The organism is Enterobacter cloacae complex sp. P15RS (genome assembly GCF_014895905.1).
Lineage (GTDB): Bacteria > Pseudomonadota > Gammaproteobacteria > Enterobacterales > Enterobacteriaceae > Enterobacter > Enterobacter quasihormaechei.
Genome location: NZ_JADBQL010000037.1, coordinates 66,902 through 90,263, shown reverse-complemented (window position 1 = coordinate 90,263; position 23,362 = coordinate 66,902). Strand labels below are relative to the sequence as shown.

23 protein-coding genes are annotated in these 23,362 nt (G+C 57.7%); 20 read left to right on the top strand and 3 right to left on the bottom strand.

The window, feature by feature from the left end; translation table 11 throughout:
- The first annotated feature begins 64 nt into the window (after positions 1–64).
- The 6 genes from ftsY to livJ all read left to right on the top strand — a co-directional run bounded on the left by ftsY (position 65) and on the right by livJ (position 7,048).
- Entirely contained in the window at positions 65–1,525 is a 1,461-nt protein-coding gene (ftsY, locus tag IM267_RS19455) for a signal recognition particle-docking protein FtsY (protein WP_131637042.1), read from the top strand.
- A gap of 2 nt (positions 1,526–1,527) precedes the next feature.
- Complete coding sequence (gene ftsE, locus IM267_RS19450) at positions 1,528–2,193, top strand: cell division ATP-binding protein FtsE (protein ID WP_063449550.1); 666 nt, start codon at positions 1,528–1,530, stop codon at positions 2,191–2,193.
- Positions 2,186–3,241 (top strand): permease-like cell division protein FtsX, encoded by a 1,056-nt coding sequence (gene ftsX / locus IM267_RS19445; protein WP_063449549.1) that lies wholly within the window; start codon positions 2,186–2,188, stop codon positions 3,239–3,241. Before ftsE ends, ftsX begins: the two co-directional genes overlap by 8 nt.
- A 250-nt stretch (positions 3,242–3,491) precedes the next feature.
- Complete coding sequence (rpoH, locus tag IM267_RS19440; RefSeq protein WP_000159624.1) at positions 3,492–4,349, top strand: RNA polymerase sigma factor RpoH; 858 nt, start codon at positions 3,492–3,494, stop codon at positions 4,347–4,349.
- 135 nt (positions 4,350–4,484) lie between these two features.
- Positions 4,485–5,750 (top strand): 4-aminobutyrate--2-oxoglutarate transaminase, encoded by a 1,266-nt coding sequence (locus tag IM267_RS19435; protein ID WP_193034095.1) that lies wholly within the window; start codon positions 4,485–4,487, stop codon positions 5,748–5,750.
- Between the two features lie 197 nt (positions 5,751–5,947).
- Positions 5,948–7,048 (top strand): branched chain amino acid ABC transporter substrate-binding protein LivJ, encoded by a 1,101-nt coding sequence (livJ, locus tag IM267_RS19430; protein ID WP_015571474.1) that lies wholly within the window; start codon positions 5,948–5,950, stop codon positions 7,046–7,048.
- A gap of 63 nt (positions 7,049–7,111) precedes the next feature.
- Here livJ and panM read toward each other — a convergent pair whose 3' ends face one another.
- On the bottom strand, positions 7,112–7,495 hold the full coding sequence (panM, locus tag IM267_RS19425; RefSeq protein ID WP_063449547.1) for an aspartate 1-decarboxylase autocleavage activator PanM: 384 nt from the start codon (positions 7,493–7,495) through the stop codon (positions 7,112–7,114).
- Between the two features lie 424 nt (positions 7,496–7,919).
- Here panM and livK point away from each other — a divergent pair, with 424 nt between their 5' ends.
- The 10 genes from livK (at position 7,920) to ugpQ (ending at position 17,962) form a co-directional block, all read left to right on the top strand.
- Positions 7,920–9,029, top strand: a complete 1,110-nt coding sequence (gene livK, locus IM267_RS19420; RefSeq protein WP_063865376.1) for a high-affinity branched-chain amino acid ABC transporter substrate-binding protein LivK — start codon at positions 7,920–7,922, stop codon at positions 9,027–9,029.
- 46 nt (positions 9,030–9,075) lie between these two features.
- Positions 9,076–10,002, top strand: a complete 927-nt coding sequence (livH, locus tag IM267_RS19415) for a high-affinity branched-chain amino acid ABC transporter permease LivH (protein WP_063449544.1) — start codon at positions 9,076–9,078, stop codon at positions 10,000–10,002.
- On the top strand, positions 9,999–11,276 hold the full coding sequence (locus IM267_RS19410; protein ID WP_193034094.1) for a high-affinity branched-chain amino acid ABC transporter permease LivM: 1,278 nt from the start codon (positions 9,999–10,001) through the stop codon (positions 11,274–11,276). The genes livH and IM267_RS19410 overlap by 4 nt, the downstream gene beginning before the upstream one ends.
- Positions 11,273–12,040: a high-affinity branched-chain amino acid ABC transporter ATP-binding protein LivG gene (gene livG / locus IM267_RS19405; RefSeq protein WP_006812274.1), complete on the top strand. Its 768-nt coding sequence runs from the start codon at positions 11,273–11,275 to the stop codon at positions 12,038–12,040. The genes IM267_RS19410 and livG overlap by 4 nt, the downstream gene beginning before the upstream one ends.
- Before the next feature lies 1 nt (position 12,041).
- Complete coding sequence (livF, locus tag IM267_RS19400; protein ID WP_074160928.1) at positions 12,042–12,755, top strand: high-affinity branched-chain amino acid ABC transporter ATP-binding protein LivF; 714 nt, start codon at positions 12,042–12,044, stop codon at positions 12,753–12,755.
- A 245-nt stretch (positions 12,756–13,000) separates the two neighbouring features.
- On the top strand, positions 13,001–14,317 hold the full coding sequence (gene ugpB, locus IM267_RS19395; protein ID WP_063449542.1) for a sn-glycerol-3-phosphate ABC transporter substrate-binding protein UgpB: 1,317 nt from the start codon (positions 13,001–13,003) through the stop codon (positions 14,315–14,317).
- A 106-nt stretch (positions 14,318–14,423) separates the two neighbouring features.
- A complete protein-coding gene (ugpA, locus tag IM267_RS19390; RefSeq protein WP_193034093.1) occupies positions 14,424–15,311 on the top strand; it encodes a sn-glycerol-3-phosphate ABC transporter permease UgpA in 888 nt (295 codons plus the stop codon).
- Complete coding sequence (gene ugpE, locus IM267_RS19385) at positions 15,308–16,153, top strand: sn-glycerol-3-phosphate ABC transporter permease UgpE (RefSeq protein WP_045347706.1); 846 nt, start codon at positions 15,308–15,310, stop codon at positions 16,151–16,153. Before ugpA ends, ugpE begins: the two co-directional genes overlap by 4 nt.
- 1 nt (position 16,154) lies before the next feature.
- Entirely contained in the window at positions 16,155–17,225 is a 1,071-nt protein-coding gene (locus tag IM267_RS19380) for a sn-glycerol-3-phosphate import ATP-binding protein UgpC (RefSeq protein ID WP_063449539.1), read from the top strand.
- A complete protein-coding gene (gene ugpQ / locus IM267_RS19375; protein ID WP_112792209.1) occupies positions 17,222–17,962 on the top strand; it encodes a glycerophosphodiester phosphodiesterase in 741 nt (246 codons plus the stop codon). Before IM267_RS19380 ends, ugpQ begins: the two co-directional genes overlap by 4 nt.
- On the opposite strand, the gene IM267_RS19370 is transcribed toward ugpQ, so the two are convergent.
- Positions 17,952–18,323, bottom strand: coding sequence for a DUF2756 family protein (locus IM267_RS19370; protein ID WP_063449537.1), 372 nt, complete (start codon positions 18,321–18,323; stop codon positions 17,952–17,954). The two genes, ugpQ and IM267_RS19370, sit on opposite strands and share 11 nt — an antisense overlap.
- A gap of 122 nt (positions 18,324–18,445) precedes the next feature.
- On the opposite strand from IM267_RS19370, the gene ggt reads away from it, so the two are divergent.
- Complete coding sequence (ggt, locus tag IM267_RS19365) at positions 18,446–20,191, top strand: gamma-glutamyltransferase (protein WP_193034092.1); 1,746 nt, start codon at positions 18,446–18,448, stop codon at positions 20,189–20,191.
- 40 nt (positions 20,192–20,231) lie between these two features.
- Here the strand turns inward: ggt and yhhY are convergent, their stop codons facing one another.
- Positions 20,232–20,720, bottom strand: coding sequence for an N-acetyltransferase (gene yhhY / locus IM267_RS19360; RefSeq protein WP_193034091.1), 489 nt, complete (start codon positions 20,718–20,720; stop codon positions 20,232–20,234).
- Between the two features lie 256 nt (positions 20,721–20,976).
- On the opposite strand from yhhY, the gene IM267_RS19355 reads away from it, so the two are divergent.
- From IM267_RS19355 to IM267_RS21385, 3 genes are all read left to right on the top strand, one after another.
- The gene (locus tag IM267_RS19355; protein ID WP_193034090.1) at positions 20,977–22,014 is read left to right on the top strand and encodes an oxidoreductase; all 1,038 of its coding nucleotides are present in this window, start codon (positions 20,977–20,979) and stop codon (positions 22,012–22,014) included.
- Between the two features lie 123 nt (positions 22,015–22,137).
- Complete coding sequence (locus tag IM267_RS19350) at positions 22,138–22,833, top strand: pirin family protein (protein ID WP_000639796.1); 696 nt, start codon at positions 22,138–22,140, stop codon at positions 22,831–22,833.
- Between the two features lie 91 nt (positions 22,834–22,924).
- Positions 22,925–23,362: LacI family DNA-binding transcriptional regulator (locus tag IM267_RS21385; protein WP_226848201.1), on the top strand; the 438-nt coding region annotated here is incomplete at its 3' end.

The following is a 23,362-nucleotide window of genomic DNA, read 5'->3' as shown; positions in this document are numbered from 1 at the left end:
GTTAGACTATTTCATCATTTTTTTAGCTTCCCTGTATATAGCGCCGCGAGGAGTGTAGTCGCAGATGGCAAAACAAAAAAAACGTGGCTTCTTTTCCTGGTTGGGTTTCGGTGAAAAAGAGCAAGAAACAGAACAGAAAACCGAAGAACAACAGGTTGTAGAAGAGCAGTCACAGCCTGAAACGCCTGTCGAAACCGCTGCGATTGTCGAAGCGGAAGAACCAGCGCACAGCAAAGAAGAGATTGAATCCTTTGCTGAAGAGGTGGTCGAGGTTACTGAACAGGTTCAGGAGAGCGAAAAACCAGAGCCGGTTATGGTAGAAACCCTTACCGAAGCGCCGCAGGCCGCTATCGAACACGAAGCGCTGCCGCTGCCGGAAGAGGTGAACACCGAAGAGGTTTCTGCCGAAGAGTGGCAGGCCGAAGCGGAAACCGTTGAAATTGTTGAGGCGGTGGAAGAAGAGGCGGCCCTTGAGCCTGAACTGACCGACGAAGAGCTGGAAGCCCAGGCGCTGGCGGCGGAAGCCGCTGAAGAAGCGGTCATTGTTGTGCCGGTAGAAGAGCAGGCCGAAGACGAGATCGCTCAGGAGCAGGAAAAACCAACCAAAGAAGGTTTCTTCGCGCGCCTGAAGCGCAGCCTGTTAAAAACCAAAGAAAACTTAGGTTCCGGATTTATCAGTCTGTTCCGCGGCAAAAAAATCGACGACGATCTGTTTGAGGAGCTGGAAGAGCAGCTGCTGATCGCGGACGTGGGCGTGGAAACCACCCGGAAGATCATCACCAACCTGACCGAAGGGGCGAGCCGCAAGCAGCTGCGTGACGCCGAGGCGCTGTACGGCCTGCTGAAAGACGAGATGGGCGAAATTCTCGCAAAAGTTGACGAACCGCTTAATATTGAAGGCAAAATGCCCTTTGTTATTCTGATGGTTGGCGTCAACGGCGTGGGTAAAACCACCACCATCGGCAAGCTGGCGCGCCAGTTTGAGCAGCAGGGCAAATCGGTAATGCTGGCGGCGGGCGATACCTTCCGTGCGGCAGCGGTGGAGCAGCTCCAGGTGTGGGGCCAGCGCAACAACATTCCGGTGATTGCCCAGCACACCGGCGCGGATTCTGCGTCCGTGATTTTCGATGCCATCCAGGCGGCGAAGTCGCGTAACGTGGACGTGCTGATTGCGGATACCGCAGGGCGTTTGCAGAACAAATCGCACCTGATGGAAGAACTGAAGAAAATCGTTCGCGTCATGAAGAAGCTGGACGAAGAGGCACCGCATGAAATTATGCTGACTATCGACGCCAGCACCGGACAGAACGCCATTAGCCAGGCGAAGCTGTTCCATGAAGCGGTAGGACTGACCGGGATCACGCTGACCAAGCTGGACGGCACCGCGAAAGGCGGGGTGATCTTCTCCGTGGCCGACCAGTTCGGCATTCCTATCCGTTACATCGGTGTGGGCGAGCGTATTGAGGATTTACGTCCGTTTAAAGCGGACGACTTTATTGAGGCACTTTTTGCCCGAGAGGACTAACAATGATTCGCTTTGAACACGTCAGCAAGGCCTATCTCGGTGGGAGACAAGCGCTACAGGGGGTGACATTTCACCTCCAGCCAGGCGAGATGGCATTCCTGACCGGCCATTCCGGCGCGGGGAAAAGTACCCTGCTCAAGCTGATCTGTGGGATCGAGCGGCCAAGCGCCGGGAAAATCTGGTTCAGCGGCCATGACATTAGCCGTCTTAAGAACCGTGAAGTGCCGTTTCTGCGTCGTCAGATCGGCATGATTTTCCAGGATCACCACCTGCTGATGGATCGCACGGTTTTCGATAACGTCGCGATCCCGCTGATTATTGCTGGCGCCAGTTACGATGATATCCGCCGTCGCGTCTCTGCGGCGCTGGATAAGGTCGGGCTGCTGGACAAAGCGAAGAACTTCCCTATCCAGCTGTCCGGCGGTGAGCAGCAGCGCGTGGGCATTGCCCGTGCGGTGGTGAACAAGCCAGCCGTTTTGCTGGCGGATGAACCGACCGGTAACCTGGACGATGCCCTCTCCGAAGGCATCCTGCGTCTGTTTGAGGAATTTAACCGCGTGGGGGTAACGGTACTGATGGCGACGCACGATATGGGGCTGATCTCCCGCCGTTCGTACCGCATGCTGACCCTGAGCGACGGGCATTTGCACGGAGGCCACGGTGAATAAGCGTGATGCAATGAACCAGATTCGGCAGTTCAGCAACCGGTTTGACCGTTTCCGCAAGCCTCAGGGCGGCGGGGACGGCAATCGCCATGCGCCTAAGCGTGCCAAAGCGACACCGAAGCCGAACTCCCGCAAAACCAACGTCTTTAACGAACAGGTGCGCTACGCCTTCCAGGGCGCGTTGCAGGATCTGAAAAGCAAACCGCTGGCGACGTTCCTGACGGTAATGGTGATCGCCATCTCCCTGACGCTGCCAAGCGTCTGCTACATGGTTTACAAAAACGTTAACCAGGCGGCGTCACAGTATTATCCGTCGCCGCAGATCACCGTTTATCTGGATAAAGCGCTCGACGATAACGCGGCGGCGCAGGTGGTCGGGCAGATTCAGGCCGAACAGGGCGTGGAGAAGGTGAACTATCTTTCTCGCGATGAAGCGCTGGGTGAGTTCCGCAACTGGTCCGGGTTCGGCGGGGCGCTGGATATGCTCGAAGAGAACCCGCTGCCTGCGGTGGCGGTGGTGATCCCGAAGCTGGATTTCCAGGGCACGGATTCGCTCAACACCCTGCGCGACCGCATTACCCGCATCAACGGGATTGATGAAGTGCGCATGGACGACAGCTGGTTTGCCCGTCTTGCCGCCCTGACCGGGCTGGTAGGACGCGTGTCGGCGATGATTGGTGTGCTGATGGTGGCGGCGGTCTTCCTCGTCATCGGTAACAGCGTTCGCCTGAGCATCTTCGCCCGTCGCGATACCATCAATGTGCAGAAGCTGATTGGCGCAACGGACGGTTTCATCCTGCGTCCGTTCCTTTACGGTGGCGCGCTGCTCGGTTTTTCCGGCGCATTTCTTTCACTGATATTGTCAGAAATTTTGGTGATGCGGCTTTCGTCTGCCGTCACCGAAGTGGCGCAGGTTTTTGGAACGAAGTTTGATATCAGTGGTTTAGGCTTCGATGAGTGCCTGCTTTTGCTGCTGGTCTGCTCCATGATCGGCTGGATAGCGGCATGGCTGGCAACGGTTCAACATTTACGCCACTTTACTCCCGACTAATAAAAGCGTGATATAATCTTTCCCTGCACCGAGATGTTCGCTTGCAGGGAAAGCGTCCCTGTCGTCTCTTTCCCTGTAATCATCTTCATGTCACATTTTGTGCGTAATTTATTCACGGTTGCACCTGGAACTTGTGGATAAAATCACTGTCTGATAAAAGAGTGAATGCTAATCTCGTTGCTCAAACGCTTTGGCATGGTTGTTGCCTGACGGGGACAACCTGGACCAGAAGAAACATTGAGAGGAATGAATGACCAAAGAAATGCAAACTTTAGCTTTAGCCCCTGTTGGTAACCTGGAATCTTACATCCGGGCTGCGAACACCTGGCCGATGTTAACGGCTGAGGAAGAAAAGGAGCTTGCTGAAAAGCTGCATTACCAGGGCGATCTGGAAGCAGCTAAAACGCTGATCCTGTCTCACCTGCGCTTTGTTGTTCACGTTGCTCGTAATTACGCGGGCTACGGCCTGCCGCAGGCGGACTTGATTCAGGAAGGTAACATTGGCCTGATGAAAGCGGTGCGTCGCTTTAACCCGGAAGTGGGTGTGCGACTGGTCTCCTTCGCCGTGCACTGGATCAAAGCGGAAATTCACGAATACGTTCTGCGTAACTGGCGTATTGTGAAGGTCGCCACGACGAAAGCGCAGCGCAAACTTTTCTTCAACCTGCGTAAAACCAAACAGCGTCTGGGCTGGTTTAATCAGGATGAAGTGGAAATGGTCGCGCGCGAACTGGGCGTTTCCAGCAAAGACGTCCGCGAGATGGAATCCCGTATGGCCGCGCAGGACATGACGTTTGATATGTCTGCCGACGACGATGCGTCCGACAGCCAGCCGATGGCCCCGGTCCTGTATCTTCAGGATAAAACCTCTAACTTTGCTGACGGCATTGAAGAGGATAACTGGGAAGACCAGGCGGCAAACAAGCTGACCTTCGCGATGGAAGGCCTCGACGAGCGTAGCCAGGATATCATCCGTGCCCGCTGGCTGGACGAAGATAACAAGTCCACCTTGCAGGAGCTGGCCGACCGCTACGGCGTCTCCGCTGAACGTGTGCGTCAGCTTGAGAAGAACGCCATGAAAAAACTTCGCGCCGCTATCGAAGCGTAATTCAGGCGAAGTCCCCGATAACCCTCGAATGCAAATTCGGGGGTTCTGTTTTTTTAGCGCCCGCTCTGGCGAATTTCTCCCCCCTGGCAAACACTTACTGATGCGCTAAGCAGGCGACATTCTCAGGGGGGCAGGGTGAAAAATAACGAACTGAATGACCGACGTATCCAGGCAACGCCGCGCGGTATCGGCGTCATGTGTCACTTCTATGCCGATAAAGCCGAAAACGCCACGGTGTGGGACGTGGAAGGTAACGAGTATATTGATTTTGCCGCCGGGATCGCCGTGCTGAATACCGGCCATCGCCATCCAAAAGTTATCGCTGCCATCGAAAAACAGCTTCACGCCTTTACCCATACCGCTTATCAAATCATCCCCTACGAAGGCTATGTGGCGCTTGCCGAGCGCATCAACCAGCGCGTGCCGATAGAGGGGCCGGCCAAAACCGCCTTTTTCTCAACCGGTGCAGAAGCGGTCGAAAACGCGGTGAAAATTGCCCGCGCGTATACCAGACGTCCCGGCCTCATCACCTTCGGCGGCGCGTTCCATGGCCGTACCTTTATGACCATGGCGCTGACCGGCAAAGTGGCGCCCTATAAGATCGGCTTCGGCCCGTTCCCCGGCTCGGTATACCACGCGCAATTCCCCAACGACCTGCACGGGGTCAGCACCGCCGAAGCGCTAAAAAGCCTGGAGCGCATTTTCAAAGCCGACATCGCACCCGATCAGGTGGCGGCCATCATTATTGAACCGGTTCAGGGGGAAGGCGGGTTCAACGTCGCGCCCGCTGATTTTATGCAGGCGCTGCGTGCCCTGTGCGACACGCACGGTATTTTGCTGATTGCCGATGAAGTACAAACCGGCTTCGCCCGCACCGGCAAGCTGTTCTCCATGGAAAACCATTGCGTGAAGCCAGACCTCATCACCATGGCGAAAAGCCTGGCGGGCGGAATGCCGCTCTCTGCGGTATCGGGCCGTGCCGAGGTGATGGATGCGCCTGCGCCTGGCGGATTGGGCGGCACCTACGCGGGCAACCCGCTGGCGATCGCCGCGGCCCATGCGGTGCTGGACGTGATTGACGAAGACAACCTCTTCACGCGCGCGTCTCATCTCGGCCATCATCTGGTCGAGGTGCTGAACAAAGCGAAGGATGGCTGTCCGTATATCGCCGATATCCGCGCGCAGGGCTCAATGGTGGCGGTGGAATTTACCGATCCGCAAACCGGGCAGCCGTCGCCGGAATTTACCCGCCAGGTTCAGGAGCGCGCGCTGACGGAAGGGCTGCTGCTCCTGAGCTGCGGCGTTTACGGCAATGTGATCCGTTTTCTCTATCCGCTCACCATCCCCGAAGCACAGTTCCGTAAAGCGCTGGATATTATTTCCGCCTCGCTGACACGATAAAGCCAAACGCCCGGCTGAAATAACGGTCGGGCCTATCATATTTTCATTTCAAATTAGCTATTCCAAAATCATAAAAATGGGGTATGTTTTAGCAGAGTATGCTGAAAAAGCGCGAGCAGCAGGCCTATAACTGAAATAAAGCGCTACACAACAACATCACAACAATCGTTATAACCATAATAATGGGGAATCTCAGGATGAATATGAAGGGTAAAGCGTTACTGGCAGGATGTATCGCGTTGGCATTCAGCACCATGGCGCAGGCCGATATTAAAGTGGCCGTGGTGGGCGCTATGTCCGGTCCGGTAGCACAGTACGGCGACCAGGAATTTACGGGCGCAGAACAGGCGGTTGCAGACATTAATGCTAAGGGCGGTATCAAGGGCGAAAAGCTGCAAATCGTAAAATATGACGATGCCTGTGACCCGAAACAGGCGGTCGCGGTGGCGAACAAAGTGGTGAACGACGGCATCAAATACGTTATCGGTCACCTGTGCTCCTCTTCCACGCAGCCTGCGTCTGATATCTACGAAGACGAAGGCATTCTGATGATCACCCCGGCAGCGACGGCACCCGAGCTGACCGCGCGCGGCTATAAGCTGATCCTGCGCACCACCGGTCTGGACTCCGATCAGGGCCCAACCGCCGCGAAATACATCGTGGAGAAAGTGAAGCCGCAGCGCATCGCGATTGTTCATGATAAACAGCAGTACGGTGAAGGCCTGGCGCGCGCGGTGCAGGACAACCTGAAAAAAGCGAACGCCAACGTGGTGTTCTTTGACGGTATCACCGCCGGCGAGAAAGATTTCTCTACCCTGGTGGCGCGTCTGAAGAAAGAGAATATCGACTTCGTTTACTACGGCGGCTATCACCCGGAAATGGGGCAGATCCTGCGTCAGGCGCGTGCGGCGGGTCTGAAGACTCAGTTCATGGGGCCAGAAGGCGTGGCGAACGTTTCCCTGTCTAACATCGCAGGTGAATCTGCCGAAGGCCTGCTGGTGACCAAGCCGAAGAACTACGACCAGGTACCTGCGAACAAACCAGTGGTGGATGCCATCAAGGCGAAGAAACAGGATCCAAGCGGTGCGTTCGTGTGGACCACCTACGCAGCGTTGCAGTCTCTGCAAGCAGGCCTGAACCAGTCAGCCGATCCGGCGGAGATTGCCACCTGGCTGAAAGCGAATTCGGTAGAAACCGTGATGGGGCCGCTCTCCTGGGATGAGAAGGGCGACCTGAAGGGCTTCGAGTTCGGCGTGTTTGACTGGCATGCTAACGGAACGGCAACTGACGCCAAATAATGCCTGGGAAAATGCGGTAGAAATTGTAGGCCGGGTAAGGCGCAGCCGCCACCCGGCTTTCTTTTAGCGCTTCTCCCACCCGTTCGCCTGTGCCGTAAACCCTAACGCCTGCATAAACGCCGCCATCACGCCGCGATCCTCCACGCCCACGTCGGCCATCCACCAGGAGGTCACGCTCGGGTTTTCGCGGATCACCTCTTCAATTAAATACTGCCCGACCCCACGGCGGCGGGTCACGTCGCGCACGCGAAGCGAGTCCAGCGCGCCTTCGGTGCCGCTCAGCGTTACGCGAACGGCGGCCAGCAGGCGCTCGTTAAAGCGCGCGGCATAAATGCGGTGATTCTCATCGACGGCCAACGACGAAGGGGAATATTCCGGCCAGATCTTGCCCAGGTCGATATGATCCTGTTCGCTAAAGGTCACCAGACGAACGATTGTCAGTTTCATTAGCTGCTTGTCCAAATCAAAAAAAGTAGGGCCAGTGTACTCAATTTATTTGCTCAGGCGCGTTCTCTTTTTATTCCCGTTTGCCAGGTGATTCGTTTTTTAGCGGCGACATGGGCAGTTCGAAAACACATGGATTGAAAAATAAGCAGGATTTTAACCTGAGGGGCAGTGATTTATTCCGCGCATTGTACCGTTATTTTATGCTGCAAAACGCGCTTTTATTTGTTTATCTCTGCCTGAATTCAGAATATTATCTTTCCTTAATATCCTGAAAAATAGAGATATTAGTCTGGTTTTTGATAAAAAACCGCGCTAAACCCTTAAAGGCACTGGTAAAAATAGCGTTGTTCATTAAAAGTACAGAATGCTTTTTAACCATAATAAAACAAAATATAAACATCACTTCACGAATGGGGATTCTGAGATGAAAAGGAACGCGAAGACGTTAATCGCGGGGATGGTCGCACTGTCGATCTCGCATACCGCTATGGCGGAGGACATTAAAGTTGCGGTAGTGGGTGCGATGTCCGGTCCTGTTGCCCAGTGGGGTGACATGGAGTTCAACGGTGCGCGCCAGGCCATAAAAGACATCAACGCTAAGGGCGGCATCAAAGGCGACAAGCTGGTGGGCGTGGAATATGACGACGCCTGCGATCCGAAACAGGCCGTCGCGGTCGCCAACAAAATCGTTAACGATGGCATCCAGTATGTCATTGGCCACCTCTGCTCGTCCTCCACGCAGCCCGCGTCCGACATCTACGAGGACGAAGGCATTCTGATGATCACCCCGGGCGCCACCAACCCGGAGCTGACCCAGCGCGGCTATCAGCACATCATGCGTACCGCCGGCCTGGACTCTTCTCAGGGACCGACCGCCGCCAAATACATCCTCGAGACCGTCAAGCCACAGCGTATCGCCATCATTCATGACAAGCAGCAGTATGGCGAAGGTCTGGCGCGCTCCGTGCAGGACGGCCTGAAAAAAGGCGGCGCGAACATCGTCTTCTTCGACGGCATTACCGCCGGTGAAAAAGACTTCTCCGCGCTGATCGCCCGCCTGCAAAAAGAAAATATCGACTTCGTTTACTACGGCGGCTACTACCCGGAAATGGGCCAGATGCTGCGCCAGGCGCGCGCCACCGGCCTGAAAACCCAGTTTATGGGGCCAGAGGGGGTGGGCAATGCCTCTCTGTCCAACATCGCGGGGGATTCTGCCGAAGGCATGCTGGTCACTATGCCAAAACGCTATGACCAGGATCCGGCCAACAAAGCTATCGTGGATGCGCTCAAGGCACAGAAGAAAGATCCGAGCGGTCCGTACGTCTGGATCACCTACGCGGCCGTGCAGTCTCTGGCAACGGCAATGGACCGTACCGGCAGCAAAGAACCGCTGGATCTGGTGAAAGATTTAAAAGCACACGGGGCGAACACCGTGATTGGGCCGCTGAACTGGGATGAGAAAGGCGATCTGAAGGGATTTGAATTTGGTGTCTTTAAGTGGCACGCCGACGGGTCTTCCTCGGTCGCCAAATAATTATCCCACCGCCCGGCTCCCCGGGCGGGTATAAAAAGGTTTGCATATGTCCGAGCAGTTTCTCTACTTTTTGCAGCAGATGTTTAACGGCGTCACGCTGGGAAGCACCTACGCGCTGATCGCCATCGGCTATACGATGGTTTACGGCATTATCGGCATGATCAACTTCGCCCACGGCGAGGTGTACATGATAGGTAGCTACGTCTCCTTTATGATCATCGCCGCGCTGATGATGATGGGCATCGACAGCAGCTGGCTGCTGGTGGCCGCCGGGTTTGTCGGCGCGATTGTGATCGCCAGCGCCTACGGCTGGAGCATTGAGCGCGTGGCCTACCGGCCGGTGCGCAGCTCCAAGCGCCTGATTGCGCTGATTTCCGCGATTGGTATGTCGATCTTCCTGCAAAACTACGTCAGCCTGACTGAAGGCTCGCGCGACGTGGCGCTGCCAAGCCTGTTTAACGGCCAGTGGATTGTGGGAGCCAGCGAAAACTTCTCTGCCTCTGTCACTACCATGCAGCTGGTTATCTGGGTTGTCACCTTCCTGGCGATGCTGGCCCTGACCGTTTTCATCCGCTACTCCCGCATGGGACGCGCCTGCCGCGCCTGCGCGGAAGATCTGAAGATGGCGAGTCTGCTCGGTATCAACACCGACCGCGTCATCGCCCTGACCTTCGTGATTGGCGCCGCAATGGCGGCGGTGGCGGGGGTTCTGCTCGGCCAGTTCTACGGCGTAATTAACCCGTACATCGGCTTTATGGCCGGGATGAAAGCCTTCACCGCGGCGGTACTGGGCGGTATCGGCAGCATTCCAGGCGCGATGATCGGCGGCCTGATCCTGGGCGTGGCGGAGGCGCTCTCCTCGGCGTACCTGAGCACCGAGTATAAAGATGTGGTGTCGTTTGCCCTGCTGATTCTGGTTCTGCTGGTGATGCCTACCGGTATTCTGGGCCGTCCGGAGGTAGAGAAAGTATGAAACCGATGCATTTTGCTATGGCGTTGCTCTCTGCCGCCATGTTCTTCGTACTGGCGGGCGTCTTTATGGGCGTCCAGTTAGGGCTGGACGGCACGAAACTGGTGGTCGATACCGCCCCCGACATCCGCTGGCAGTGGGTGTTTATCGGCACCGCCGTAGTGTTTCTGTTCCAGCTGCTGCGTCCGCTGTTCAAGAAGACGCTGAAAAACGTCTCCGGGCCGAAGTTCGTTCTGCCGGCGATCGATGGTACCACGGTAAAGCAGAAGCTGTTCCTCGTGGCACTGCTGGTGGCTGCCGTGGCGTGGCCGTTTATGGTGTCGCGCGGCACGGTGGACATCGCCACCCTGACCATGATTTATGTGATCCTCGGCCTCGGTCTGAACGTGGTGGTGGGGCTGTCCGGCCTGCTGGTGCTGGGCTACGGCGGTTTCTACGCTATCGGCGCGTACACCTTCGCGCTGCTGAACCACTATTACGGCCTCGGCTTCTGGACCTGTCTGCCGCTGGCGGGGCTGGTCTCTGCCGCCGCAGGCTTCCTGCTCGGCTTCCCGGTGCTGCGCCTGCGCGGTGACTACCTGGCGATTGTGACCTTAGGCTTCGGCGAAATTGTCCGTATCCTGCTGCTCAACAACACCGAAGTGACCGGCGGGCCGAACGGCATTAGCCAGATCCCGAAGCCGACCTTCTTCGGCCTGGAGTTCAGCCGTACCGCCCGCGAAGGCGGCTGGGATACCTTCAGCAACTTCTTTGGCATCAAATATGACCCGTCCGACCGCGTGATCTGGCTCTACCTGGTGGCGCTGCTGCTGGTAGTCATTACCCTGTTCGTGATCAACCGCCTGCTGCGCATGCCGCTGGGCCGCGCGTGGGAAGCGCTGCGCGAAGATGAGATCGCCTGCCGCTCTCTGGGCCTGAACCCGACCCGCATCAAGCTGACCGCGTTCACCATCAGCGCCGCGTTTGCCGGTTTCGCCGGCACGCTGTTCGCCGCGCGTCAGGGCTTCGTCAGCCCCGAGTCGTTCACCTTTGCCGAATCGGCCTTTGTGCTGGCGATCGTGGTGCTCGGCGGGATGGGCTCGCAGTTCGCCGTGATCCTCGCGGCCATCCTGCTGGTGGTCTCCCGCGAGCTGATGCGCGACTTTAACGAATACAGCATGCTGATGCTGGGTGGTTTGATGGTGCTGATGATGATCTGGCGTCCGCAGGGCCTCCTGCCGATGACGCGTCCACAGCTGAAGCTTAAGCGTGCGGAAGCGAAAGGAGAGCAGGCATGAGTCAGCCATTATTATCCGTTAACGGTCTGATGATGCGTTTTGGCGGCCTGCTGGCGGTCAACAACGTGAACCTGGATCTGCATAAAAAAGAGATCGTCTCCCTGATTGGCCCGAACGGCGCGGGGAAAACCACGGTCTTCAACTGCCTGACCGGTTTCTACAAGCCGACGGGCGGCACCATCATGCTGCGCGACCAGCACCTGGAAGGGCTGCCGGGCCAGCAGATTGCCCGCATGGGCGTGGTGCGTACTTTCCAGCACGTGCGGCTGTTCCGCGAGATGACGGTGATTGAGAACCTGCTGGTGGCACAGCATCAGCAGCTGAAAACCGGCCTGTTCTCCGGCCTGCTGAAAACCCCGGCCTTCCGCCGCACGCAGGAGGAGGCGCTCGATCGCGCCGCCACCTGGCTCGACCGTATCGGCCTGCTCCAGCACGCCAACCGGCAGGCGAGTAACCTGGCCTATGGCGACCAGCGTAGGCTGGAGATTGTACGCTGCATGGTGACCCAGCCGGAGATCCTGATGCTCGACGAACCGGCGGCGGGCCTCAACCCGAAAGAGACCAAAGAGCTGGACGAGCTGATTGCCGAGCTGCGCGATCATCACGACACCACCATCCTGTTGATTGAGCACGACATGAAGCTGGTGATGGGCATTTCGGACCGTATCTACGTGGTAAACCAGGGCACGCCGCTGGCAAACGGCACGCCGGAAGAGATCCGCAACAACCCGGACGTGATCCGCGCATACCTTGGTGAGGCATAAGATGGAAAAAGCGATGTTAACGTTCGACAAGGTCAATGCGCACTACGGCAAGATCCAGGCGCTGCACGATGTCAGCCTGCACATCAATCAGGGTGAAATCGTCACCCTGATTGGCGCCAACGGCGCGGGCAAAACCACGCTGCTCGGCACCCTGTGCGGCGACCCGCGCGCCACCAGCGGGCGGATTGTGTTTGATGGCAAAGATATTACCGACTGGCAGACCGCCAAAATTATGCGTGAAGCGGTGGCGATTGTCCCGGAAGGGCGCCGCGTCTTCTCGCGCATGACGGTGGAAGAGAACCTGGCGATGGGCGGCTTTTTTGCTGACCGCGACCAGTATCACACCCGCATAAAATGGGTGTACGAACTCTTCCCGCGCCTGTGGGAACGCCGCATCCAGCGTGCGGGCACCATGTCCGGCGGTGAACAGCAGATGCTGGCGATTGGCCGCGCGCTGATGAGCCAGCCGCGCCTGCTGCTGCTGGACGAACCGTCGCTCGGTCTTGCGCCGATCATCATCCAGCAGATTTTCGACACCATTGAGCAACTGCGCAAAGAGGGGATGACCATCTTCCTCGTCGAGCAGAACGCCAACCAGGCGCTGAAGCTCGCCGATCGCGGCTACGTGCTGGAGAATGGTCGCGTGGTGCTGGAGGATACCGGCGACGCGCTGCTGGCGAACGAAGCGGTGCGGAGCGCGTACCTGGGCGGCTGAGCCGTCTGTAGTGCCCGGTGGCGCTACGCTTACCGGGCCTACGGATACCCTCCAGGCCGGGTAAGGCGCAGCCGCCACCCGGCTTTTTTCATATTAACCCCTTCACACAACCATCATCCCCCTGACGCCTGGCCGTCACTTATCTGTAAACAAACAGTTATTTTTCTGTCATTCGAGCATGTCATGTTACCTCGCGAGCACAAAACGCGTGATATCGCGCATCCGGCATAATAAGAGAGATGACAATGACATCGTTACGACACACGGCTTTGGGTCTGGCAATCGGTCTGGCTTTTGCGACGAACGCAATGGCCGTGACCACCATTCCATTCTGGCATTCCATGGAAGGGGAGTTGGGTAAAGAGGTTGACTCCCTGGCGCAGCGTTTCAACGACACCCACCCGGATTACAAAATTGTGCCGGTGTACAAAGGCAACTACGAGCAGAGCCTGAGCGCGGGCATCGCCGCCTTCCGTACCGGCAACGCGCCTGCGCTGTTGCAGGTGTATGAAGTCGGCACCGCAACCATGATGGCCTCGAAAGCCATCAAACCGGTCTACGAAGTGTTCAAAGACGCGGGCATCAACTTTGACGAATCCCAGTTCGTGCCGACCGTCTCCGGTTACTACACCGATTCCAAAACCGGCCACCTGCTGTCCCAGCCGTTTAACAGCTCCACGCCGGTGCTGTACTACAACAAAGATGCCTTCAAAAAAGCGGGCCTGGATCCGGAGCAGCCGCCAAAAACCTGGCAGGATCTGGCCGAGTACACCGCGAAGCTGAAAGCGGCGGGCATGAAGTGCGGCTACGCCAGCGGCTGGCAGGGCTGGATCCAGATTGAGAACTTCAGCGCCTGGCACGGCCTGCCGGTTGCCACCAAAAACAACGGCTTCGACGGCACCGACGCGGTTCTGGAGTTCAACAAGCCGGAGCAGGTGAAGCACATCGCGCTGCTGGCGGATCTGAACAAGAAGGGCGACTTCAGCTACTTCGGGCGTAAAGACGAATCCACCGAGAAGTTCTACAACGGCGACTGCGCCATTACCACCGCGTCTTCCGGCTCGCTGGCGGATATCCGTCACTACGCCAAATTCAACTACGGCGTGGGCATGATGCCGTACGACGCCGACGTAAAAGGCGCGCCGCAGAACGCCATCATCGGCGGGGCCAGCCTGTGGGTGATGCAGGGTAAAGACAGCGGCACCTATAAAGGCGTGGCCGAGTTCCTCGACTTCCTGGCGAAGCCGGAAAACGCGGCTGAATGGCACCAGAAAACCGGCTATCTGCCGATCACCAAGGCCGCCTACGACCTGACCCGCGAGCAGGGCTTCTACAGCAAAAACCCGGGCGCGGATATCGCGACGCGTCAGATGCTGAATAAGCCGCCGCTGCCGTTCACCAAAGGCCTGCGTCTGGGCAACATGCCGCAGATCCGCACCATCGTGGATGAAGAGCTGGAAAGCGTGTGGACCGGGAAGAAAACCCCGCAGCAGGCGCTGGACTCTGCGGTAGAGCGCGGCAATCAGCTGCTGCGCCGCTTTGAGCAGTCGACGAAATCGTAATCGCTGAAACGCCCGGTGGCGCTTCGCTTACCGGGCCTACGACGTGCCCCATCCAGGCAGGGTAAGGCGCAGCCGCCACCCGGCATTGTTCAGGAATCAAATCTCCATGTCCTCATCCCGTCCGGTGTTCCGATCCCGCTGGCTGCCGTACCTGCTGGTCGCGCCTCAGCTGATCATCACCGTTATCTTCTTCATCTGGCCTGCGGGCGAAGCGCTGTGGTACTCGGTACAAAGCGTCGATCCGTTCGGGCTGTCCAGCCAGTTCGTTGGGCTGGACAACTTTACGGCGCTGTTCCACGACAGCTATTACCTGGACTCCTTCTGGACGACGATCAGGTTCAGCGCGCTGGTGACCGTGAGCGGCCTTGTCGCGTCGCTGTTTTTCGCCGCGCTGGTGGATTACGTGGTGCGCGGCAGCCGACTGTATCAGACCCTGATGCTGCTGCCTTACGCCGTGGCCCCCGCCGTGGCTGCCGTGCTGTGGATCTTCCTGTTTAACCCCGGACGCGGGCTGATTACCCATTTTCTGGCGGAATTCGGCTATGACTGGAACCACGCCCAGAACAGCGGTCAGGCGATGTTCCTCGTGGTGTTCGCCTCGGTGTGGAAGCAGATCAGCTACAACTTCCTGTTTTTCTTTGCCGCGCTGCAATCCATTCCGCGTTCGCTGGTGGAGGCCGCCGCCATCGACGGCGCAGGGCCGGTGCGCCGCTTCTTCAGGCTGTCGCTGCCGCTGATCGCCCCGGTCAGCTTCTTCCTGCTGGTGGTTAACCTGGTGTACGCCTTCTTCGATACCTTCCCGGTGATCGATGCCGCCACTGCGGGCGGTCCGGTGCAGGCGACCACCACGCTTATCTACAAGATCTACCGCGAAGGGTTTGCCGGACTCGATCTCTCGGCCTCTGCCGCGCAGTCCGTCGTGCTGATGTTCCTCGTCATCATCCTCACGGTAGTGCAGTTCCGCTATGTCGAAAGTAAGGTGCGCTACCAATGATTGAGAACCGTCGCGGGCTGACGATTTTCAGCCATACCCTGCTGATCCTGGGTATCCTCGTTATCCTGTTCCCGCTGTACGTGGCCTTTGTCGCCGCCACGCTGGACACCAAAGCGGTGTTCGACACGCCGATGACGCTGATCCCGGGCGGGCACCTTTTCGAAAACATGAAGACCATCTGGACCCAGGGCGTGGGCGCCAACAGCGCGCCGTTCTGGCTGATGATGCTCAACAGCTTCATCATGGCGTTCGGCATTACGGTGGGCAAAATCACGGTGTCGATGCTCTCGGCCTTCGCTATCGTCTGGTTCCGCTTTCCGCTGCGTAACCTGTTCTTCTGGATGATTTTTATCACCCTGATGCTGCCGGTGGAGGTGCGTATCTTCCCGACGGTGGAGGTGATCGCCAACCTGAAGATGCTGGACAGCTATGCGGGCTTAACCCTGCCGCTGATGGCCTCGGCGACCGCCACCTTCCTGTTCCGCCAGTTCTTTATGACCCTGCCGGACGAGCTGATTGAGGCCGCACGCATCGATGGTGCCTCCCCGATGCGCTTCTTCCGCGACATCGTGCTGCCGCTGTCGAAAACCAACCTCGCGGCGCTGTTTGTGATCACCTTTATCTACGGCTGGAACCAGTACCTGTGGCCGCTGCTGATCGTTCAGGACGTTAACCTCGGCACCGCCGTGGCGGGCATCAAAGGCATGATCGCCACCGGTGAAGGCACCACCCTCTGGAACCAGGTGATGGCGGCGATGCTGCTCACCCTAATCCCACCCGTAGTCATTGTTTTAGCCATGCAGCGCGCGTTTGTCCGCGGCCTGGTCGATAGCGAGAAATAAGATGGCAGGTTTAAAACTTCAGGCAGTTACCAAAAGCTGGGACGGTAAAACCCAGGTCATTCAGCCGCTGACGCTCGACGTGGCGGACGGTGAATTTATCGTGATGGTCGGCCCATCCGGCTGCGGGAAGTCCACGCTGCTGCGCATGGTGGCGGGGCTGGAGCGCGTCACGTCCGGAGATATCTGGATTGACCGCCAGCGCGTCACCGAGATGGAGCCAAAAGATCGCGGCATCGCGATGGTGTTCCAGAACTATGCCCTCTATCCGCACATGAGCGTGGAGGAGAACATGGCCTGGGGGCTGAAAATTCGCGGGATGGGCAAAGGCCATATCGCCGAGCGCGTAAAAGAAGCCGCGCGCATTCTGGAACTTGACGGCCTGCTGAAGCGCCGCCCGCGCGAGCTCTCCGGCGGCCAGCGCCAGCGCGTGGCGATGGGGCGCGCCATCGTGCGCGACCCTGCGGTATTCCTGTTCGACGAACCGCTCTCGAATCTCGACGCCAAGCTGCGCGTGCAGATGCGTCTTGAGCTACAGCAGCTGCATCGCCGTCTGAAAACCACGTCCCTCTATGTCACCCACGATCAGGTCGAAGCCATGACCCTCGCCCAGCGCGTGATGGTGATGAACAAAGGCATTGCCGAGCAGATTGGTACGCCGGTGGAGGTTTACGAAAAACCGGCCAGCCGTTTTGTGGCGAGCTTTATCGGCAGCCCGGCGATGAACCTGCTGGACGGGCGGATCAATGCTGCGGGAACCCACTTTGAACTGGAAAGCGGGATGGCGTTACCGATCAACTGGTACTATCGTGGGTACGCCGGGCGTAAGATGACGCTCGGCATCCGCCCGGAGCATATTGGCTTAACGTCTCAGGCGGACGGCGGCGTGCCGCTGGTGATGGACACGCTGGAGATGCTGGGCGCCGATAACCTGGCGCACGGACGCTGGGGCGAGCAAAAGCTGGTGGTGCGCCTGCCGCATCAGGAGCGCCCGAAGGCAGGCAGCACGCTGTGGCTGCATGTGCCGGAAAATCACCTGCACTTATTTGACGGTGAAACAGGACAACGAGTATGAGCAACTGGCCTTACCCCCACATCGTCGCCCACCGTGGCGGCGGTAAACTGGCGCCGGAGAACACCCTGGCGGCGATTGACGCTGGCGCACGCTACGGCCACACGATGATCGAGTTTGACGCCAAGCTGTCGAAAGACGGCGAAATTTTCCTGCTGCATGACGACAACCTCGAACGCACCAGCAACGGCTGGGGCGTGGCGGGCGAACTGCCGTGGCGCGATCTGCTGAAGGTGGACGCCGGAAGCTGGTTCAGCGGTGATTTCAAAGGCGAGCCGCTGCCGCTACTGGCGGAAGTGGCGGACCGGTGTCGTCAACACGGCATGATGGCTAACATCGAAATCAAACCGACCACCGGCACCGGGCCGCTGACGGGCAAAGTGATTGCGCTGGCCGCGCGTGAGCTGTGGGAAGGCATGACGCCGCCGCTGCTCTCCTCGTTTGACATCGACGCGCTGGAAGCCGCACAGGCGGCTGTGCCTGAACTGCCGCGCGGGCTGCTGCTGGACGAGTGGCGAGAAGACTGGCGCGAACTGACGGGCCGCTTAGGCTGTGTCTCTATCCATCTGAACCATAAGCTGCTGGATGCGGCGCGGGTCAAAATGCTGAAAGACGCAGGTCTGCATATCCTGGTCTACACCGTCAACAAACCCCAGCGTGCAGCCGAACTGCTGCGCTGGGGCGTAGACAGCATCTGTACCGATGCGATTGACCAGATCGGGCCAGACTTTATTTATTAAGCATGCTGCCGTTCTGCTGGGTCGGCAGCATATGCTGCTGACCGCTGCTTTGCGACATCCCGCCACCTAACATCCCGCCGTTTGGGTTTTGCAGCGGCTGCTCGCGCATCTGGCCCTGCTGCACGCGCTGGGTGTTAGCGTTCATCTGGTTTTGCAGGTGCTGCTGCTGCACCTGGGTCTGCGTCTTTAACTGCTGGTTGAGCATCCCTTTCTGCTGTTGTTGCTGGCTCATCATCTCCGTCTGCATACGCTGCTGGCTCGGAATGACGTAGCCCGGCTGGTTCGGGTTGTTCAGGGTGTTAATGGGCTGTGCGAGCGCGGCGAACGGGAGCAGCGCGGTCAGGATCAGGAATCGTTTCATGGTTATCTCCTCCTTTGAGGCTTCTCTTAAGTTTACCCCTAAACCAGCATAACGATGATTTTTTAAGAGTTGTGAACCAGGCTTAAGCGGGGAATATGGACCCCTTCACCTGGAGAACAATAATGATGAAACCAACCTTTTTGCGCTGGGTCGCCCTCGCTGCGCTGATGGCAGGCGGCACATTTACCGTGGCGGCCAACCCGCCCGCCGCTCCTCCGGTCTCTTACGGCGTGGAGGAGGATGTTTTTCACCCCGTGCGGGCCACGCACGGCATGGTGGCCTCGGTTGACGCGCTGGCAACCCAGGTGGGCGTCGATATTCTTAAGCAGGGCGGTAACGCGGTGGACGCGGCGGTCGCGGTCGGGTACGCGCTGGCGGTAACGCACCCGCAGGCGGGGAACCTGGGCGGCGGCGGGTTTATGATGCTGCGCACCAAAGACGGTAAAACCACGGCCATCGACTTCCGTGAGATGGCGCCGAATCAGGCCTCCCGCGATATGTTTCTCGACGATCAGGGCAACCCGGACAGCAAAAAATCCCTGACGTCGCACCTTGCGTCCGGCACGCCTGGCACCGTTGCGGGCTTCTCGCTGGCGCTGGAAAAATACGGCACGCTGCCGCTGAACAAGGTGGTGCAGCCTGCTATCAGGCTGGCGCGTGACGGCTTTGTGGTGAACGACGCGCTGGCGGATGACCTGAAAACCTACGGCAGTGAAGTGATTCCGAATCACGAAAACAGCAAGGCGATTTTCTGGAAAGACGGTGAGCCGCTGAAGAAGGGCGATAAGCTTGTGCAGAAAAACCTCGCCAAAAGCCTGGAGCTGATTGCGGAAAACGGTCCTGACGCCTTCTACAAAGGGGCGATTGCCGATCAGATTGCCGACGAGATGCAGAAGAACGGCGGGCTCATCACCAAAGCGGACCTGGCAGAATACAAGGCGGTGGAGCGCGAGCCGATTAGCGGCACCTATCGCGGATACGAAGTCTTCTCCATGCCGCCGCCGTCCTCCGGTGGCATTCACATCGTGCAGATCCTCAACATTCTTGAAAACTTTGATATGCACAAGTTCGGCTTCGGCAGCGCGGACGCCATGCAGGTGATGGCGGAAGCGGAAAAGCGTGCCTACGCCGACCGCTCGGAATACCTTGGCGATCCGGATTTCGTGAAGGTGCCGTGGCAGGCGCTGACCAACAAAGCGTATGCCAAATCGATTGCCGACGAGATCGACATCAACAAGGCGAAGCCGTCGAGCGAGATCCGCCCCGGCAAGCTGGCACCGTATGAAAGTAACCAGACCACGCATTTCTCGGTGGTGGATAAAGACGGTAACGCGGTGGCGGTGACCTATACGCTGAACACCACTTTCGGCACCGGGATCGTAGCGGGCAACAGCGGCATTTTGCTGAATAACGAGATGGATGATTTCTCGGCCAAGCCGGGCGTGCCGAACGTGTACGGGCTGGTCGGCGGGGATGCTAACGCCGTGGGGCCGAAGAAGCGTCCGCTGTCGTCCATGTCGCCAACCATCGTGGTGAAGGACGGTAAAACCTGGCTGGTGACCGGCAGCCCTGGCGGGAGCCGCATCATTACCACCGTGCTACAGATGGTGGTGAACAGCATCGATTTTGGCATGAACGTCGCCGAGGCGACCAATGCGCCGCGTTTCCATCATCAGTGGCTGCCGGATGAGCTGCGCGTCGAGAAGGGCTTTAGCCCGGACACGATAAAACTGCTTGAGCAGCGCGGACAAAAGGTGGCGGTGAAAGAGGCGATGGGCAGCACCCAGAGCATTATGGTCGGGCCGGACGGGGCGCTGTTTGGCGCGTCGGACCCGCGTTCGGTAGATGATTTAACGGCGGGGTATTGATGTTTAGCCGGGTGGCGGCTTCGCCTTACCCGGCAACAAACTACTTCATTCGCGCCATATAATACGCATCCACGTACTCACCGTTGCGCAGGCCGTAGCGCTTGCCGGTGCCTTCAATTTCGAATCCGTGCTTTTTGTACACCGCGATTGCCGGTTCGTTATCCACAAACACCGTTAACTCAATGCGGTCGACGCGCAGCCAGTTGTCGCACATATCGATCATGGTACGCATCAGGGCGCTGGCGACGCCCCGGTTTTGCCACTGCGCACCCACACAAATTCCGAAATCGGCAACGTGGCTGCGACGTGGGCGCTGGGCTACGGCAATGCACAGGTGCCCGGCGACGGTCCCGTCGATGCAGGCGACCAGCTGTTTAATGCCTGGCTGATCGGTTAGCCGCTCCTGCCACATCTGCTCTGAGGGATGAGGAACCTGTAGCGTGTTGTGGTACACCTCCGGCTGGGCGTGGATCTGACGAATGGCGTCGTAATCTTTCGGTTCCGCGTGGCGTATCACTATCTCACTCATTCCTTGTTCCTCAGTCGGTTAAAAGTCCCTTCCAACATCATTGACTTTAAAATCTGAGTCAATCGCTATTTTTTGCAAAAAGTGTTGGACAAGTGCGAATGAGAATGATTATTATTGCTCTGCATTCAGGAAGACCTCCTACGGGAACCTGAAAGCACGACATTGCTCACATTGCTTCCAGTATTACTTTAGCCAGCTTCTCGCTGGCTTTTTTTTTGTTATGGTTAAACCCAGTAACCTTAAAAAGGACTGAGCCATGACACTACATTGCGCATTTATTGGATTTGGCAAAAGCACCACGCGTTACCACCTTCCGTATGTTCTCAACCGTAAAGACACCTGGCATGTAGCCCATATCTACCGTCGCAGCGCGAAGCCGGAAGAGCAGTCTCCGCAGTATTCCCACATTCACTTCACCAGCGATCTCGATGAAGTGCTTAACGATCCGCAGGTAAAGCTGGTGATCGTCTGCACTCACGCCGACAGCCACTTCGACTACGCGAAACGCGCGCTCGAAGCGGGCAAGAACGTACTGGTGGAAAAACCGTTCACCCCAACGCTTGCCGAAGCCAAGGCGCTGTTCGCGCTGGCGAAAAGCAAAGGTCTGACCGTCACCCCGTACCAGAACCGTCGCTTTGACAGCTGCTTCCTGACGGCGAAAAAGGCGATCGAGAGCGGCAAGCTTGGCGATATTGTAGAGATCGAAAGCCACTTCGATTACTACCGTCCGGTGGCAGAAACCAAACCCGGCCTGCCGCAGGACGGCTCGTTCTACGGTCTGGGCGTACACACCATGGACCAGATCATCTCCCTGTTTGGCCGCCCGGACCACGTGGCGTACGACATTCGCAGCCTGCGCAATAAAGCCAACCCGGACGATACCTTCGAGGCGCAGCTGTTTTACGGCGACCTTAAGGCCATCGTTAAAACCAGCCATCTGGTGAAAATCGACTACCCGAAATTTATCGTTCACGGCACGAAGGGCTCGTTCATCCGGTACGGTATCGACCAGCAGGAGACCAGCCTGAAGGCCAACATCATGCCGGGCGAACCGGGCTTTGCGGCGGACGATGCCGTGGGCGTGCTGGAGTACGTGAACGATGAGGGCGTGACGGTCAGGGAAGAGCTGAAACCGGAAACCGGCGACTATGGCCGCGTCTACGATGCGCTGTATGAAACCCTCACCAACGGCACGCCGAATTACGTCAAGGAATCTGACGTTCTCACTAACCTGGAAATCCTTGAACGGGCATTCGAACAGGCTTCTCCTGCCACGGTAACCCTCGCCAGATAAGCAAAAACGGCTCCTCTGCGCTTGTTCATAATTTTTGAACAGAGGAGTCAATTTTCACCCTCTATGATCCCGGACGGTTTGCGTCCACACTTACTCCATCGAAACGAACTGAGGGTGAAAACAATGATCTACTTACGCAAAGCAAACGAACGCGGTCACGCAAATCATGGCTGGCTGGACTCATGGCATTCATTCTCGTTTGCCGACTATTACGACCCGAACTTCATGGGCTTCTCCGCGCTCCGCGTCATTAACGACGACGTGATTGACGCAGGCCAGGGCTTCGGTACCCACCCGCACAAGGACATGGAAATCCTGACCTATGTGCTGGAAGGGGCGGTTGAGCACCAGGACAGCATGGGCAACAAAGAGCAGGTGCCGGCGGGTGAGTTCCAGATTATGAGCGCGGGTACCGGGGTGCGTCACTCTGAGTACAACCCGAGCAAAACGGAAAAACTGCACCTGTATCAAATCTGGATCATTCCAGAAGAGACCGGCATCACGCCACGCTACGAGCAGCGCCGCTTCGACGCGAAACAGGGCAAACAGCTGGTGCTGTCCCCGGATGCGCGTGAAGGTTCCCTGAAGGTGCACCAGGATATGGAACTGTACCGCTGGGCGCTGGCGAAAGACGAACAGTCTGTCCATCAGATTGCCGCCAACCGTCGCGTCTGGATCCAGGTGGTGAAAGGGGAAGTGTCTATTAACGGCACGAAAGCCACAACCGCCGATGGCCTGGCTATCTGGGACGAGCAGGCGCTCTCCGTGCATGCCGACAGCGAAAGCGAAATCCTGCTGTTTGACCTGCCGCCGGTCTAAATAATTTCTCAACCTTCCCTTTAAACGGGGAAGGTTGAGCTTTGTCCGTGATAAACTGAGCAAATCTCTCACTTCAAGATTTCTCAGGACGATGAAAAAGAAACGCCCCGTACTTCAGGATGTCGCCGATCGCGTCGGTGTGACCAAAATGACGGTCAGCCGTTTTTTACGTAACCCGGAACAGGTTTCCGTGGCGTTGCGTGGCAAGATTGCCGCCGCCCTTGATGAACTGGGTTATATCCCCAACCGCGCACCCGATATTCTCTCCAATGCGACCAGCCGTGCGGTGGGCGTCCTGCTTCCTTCCTTAACCAACCAGGTTTTCGCCGAAGTGCTGCGCGGTATCGAAAGCGTTACCGATGCGTTTGGCTACCAGACCATGCTCGCCCACTACGGGTACAAGCCGGAACTGGAAGAGGAACGTCTTGAATCGATGCTTTCCTGGAACATCGACGGGCTGATTTTAACGGAACGTACCCACACGCCGCGCACGCTGAAAATGATTCAGGTGGCGGGCATTCCGGTGGTG